The 2,329-nt window shown below is 73.6% G+C and carries 1 protein-coding gene and 1 pseudogene; both read left to right on the top strand.

Features of this window, described 5'->3' with window-relative positions; all coding sequences use genetic code 11:
* Positions 1 to 119 precede the first annotated feature (119 nt).
* The gene (locus ACFQ3T_RS35945) at positions 120 to 2,051 is read left to right on the top strand and encodes an Hsp70 family protein (protein WP_380730517.1); all 1,932 of its coding nucleotides are present in this window, start codon (positions 120 to 122) and stop codon (positions 2,049 to 2,051) included.
* A 50-nt stretch (positions 2,052 to 2,101) separates the two neighbouring features.
* Positions 2,102 to 2,329, top strand: a pseudogene (locus ACFQ3T_RS35940) (MFS transporter); the annotation flags it as partial.

Genomic DNA, 2,329 nt, shown 5'->3' with positions numbered 1-2,329 from the left:
CGCCTCATTTCCCGGCGATCACGCTTTTCGATCGCCGGGAAATCAGGCGGGAACGACCGACTTCCGGGCGACCGAGCCCGCCGTCTGCGGAGCAGCGGCAATTCAACACAGGGGTAGTCGTGCGCGTTTTGTCCGTTGACCTGGGCACTTCCAACACCGTCGCGGTGCTCGCCGCGCACGGACGGCCGCCCCGGGTCGTCGAGGTGGACGGCTCGGCGACCATGCCGTCGGCCGTCTACTGCGAAGAGGACGGCACCCTCGTCGTCGGCCGGGACGCCGAGCGGCGCGCCCGCCTCGACCCGGCCCGGTTCGAACCCAACCCGAAGCGCCGCGTGGACGACGGCGTGCTGCTGCTCGGCGAGAACGTCGTCCCCGTCAGCGACGCGCTGGCCGCCGTGCTGCGCCGCGTCCTCGACGAGACCACCCGCCAGCTGGGCGGCGAGTCGCTGGACGAGGTCCGCCTCACGCACCCCGCGCAGTGGGGGCCGACGCGCCGCAACGTGCTGCTGTCCGCCGCCCGCCTGGCCGGGGTGTCGGGCGAGGTCGTGCTGGTCCCCGAGCCGGTCGCCGCCGCCTCCCACTACGCCTCGCTGTCCGTCGGCCAGGCGCTCGCCGTGTACGACCTGGGCGCGGGCACGTTCGACGTCGCCATTGTCGGCGCCACCCAGAACGGCTTCACCGTGCTCGCCGAGGACGGCCTGCAGGACCTGGGCGGCCTCGACGTCGACCAGGCGCTCCTGGAGCACGTCGGCCGGCAGGTGTCGCACCGCGACCCCGCGGCCTGGCAGCGGCTCCTGCGCCCGGAGTCCACGGCCGACCGGCGGGCCCGGCGCGCGCTCCAGGAGGACGTGCGGGCCGCCAAGGAGTCGTTGTCGCGGCACGCGCACACCGAGGTGCCGATGCCGGAGCCGTTCGAGGACGTGCTGGTCAACCGCTCGGACCTGGAGGCGCTGGTCCGGCCGAGCATGATGCGCAGCGTGGAGCTGCTGGCGTCCACTATCCGCTCCACCGGCATGGCCCCGAACCAGCTCGCGGGCATCTACCTGGTCGGTGGTTCGAGCCGCATCCCGCTGGTGGCGAACATGATCGCCGAGCAGGTGCGGATCGTGCCGACGAGCCTCGACCAGCCGGAGACGGCGGTCGCCCTCGGCGCGCACCACGTGCCCAAGGACGGCGTCACGCCGCGCTCGCAGGAGCCTCAGCGGCCGAAGGAGCCGGACACGCTCGTCACCTCGCCGGTGACCCCGCCCGGCGGCGCCTACCAGGCGAACCCGGCCGTCGGCGGACCGCAGCAGGCCAACCCCGCGGTGAGCGGGGCGCACCAGGTCAACCCGAACGCCAGCGGCCCGTACCAGGTCAACCCCCACGCGAGCGGCCCGTACCAGGTGAACCCGTCGGCCAGCGGGTCGTACCAGGTGGGTTACCCGCAGACGGGGCCGCAGCAGTTCAACTTCCCGAGCGTCACCCCGCGCCCGCAGGAGCGGTCGGGGAAGAAGGCGCCGAACCGGACGGTGCTGCTCGCCGCCGGGGCGGCCGTCGTGCTGGCGCTGGCCGTCGTGGGCGGGATCTTCGCGTTCGGCGGGGAGGGCGTGCCGAGCGCGCAGGACTGCAAGAGCGACACCCGGTTGGACGACAAGGGCTTCACCGAGTGCCTGCGCCGGCTCGCGGGCACGGTCCCCGACACCAGCACGTGCAAGGCGGGCGGCACGCCGGGCGTGGGCGGCGTCAACGGCATCAAGGGCACCGTCGTGAGCTGCTCGGTGAAGGACGACTACTCGGTGCAGTACGTCCTCACGGAGACCGTCGTGGGCGCGCAGCACGGCGCGGAGGCCGTGGTCCGGTCGCTCAAGACCGACGTGGTCGAGGCGCAGTGGGCGGGCAACGGGTTGATCGGCAAGTACCGGGCCGCCGCCGACGGCGGGCTGGGCCTGCTCGTGTTCACCGCCAACGACCTCCCGCTGCTCGGCATCGTGACCAAGAGCGGCGGCGAGGAGCTGACCGCGGACCAGGTCGCGGACTTCTTCGAGAGCAGCGTCCAGCCCGGCACCTGAACCCGGACGGTGGCTGGTCGGACCGGGTGTCCACTGGCACGATCATGATCATGACCTCGGTCGACGTCGTGCAGCGCAGGGTGCTGAGGGTGCTGGTGACGACCCAGGTGCTCGGCGCGGCGGGCGTCACCATCGGCCTGGCCGTGAGCACGCTCATCGCGGCCGTGCTGTCGGACTCGGAAGCCGTCGGCGGGCTCGCGCAGACCAGCGCGGTGCTCGGCGCGGCCCTGTTCGCGCTGCCCGCGGCCCGGCTGGCGGCCCGGCGCGGACGCCGCCCG

This window comes from Saccharothrix hoggarensis (genome assembly GCF_042678885.1).
Taxonomy (GTDB): domain Bacteria; phylum Actinomycetota; class Actinomycetes; order Mycobacteriales; family Pseudonocardiaceae; genus Actinosynnema; species Actinosynnema hoggarensis.
The sequence above is the reverse complement of the archived record's forward strand: the minus strand, read 5'-3'. Positions and strand labels throughout refer to the sequence as shown.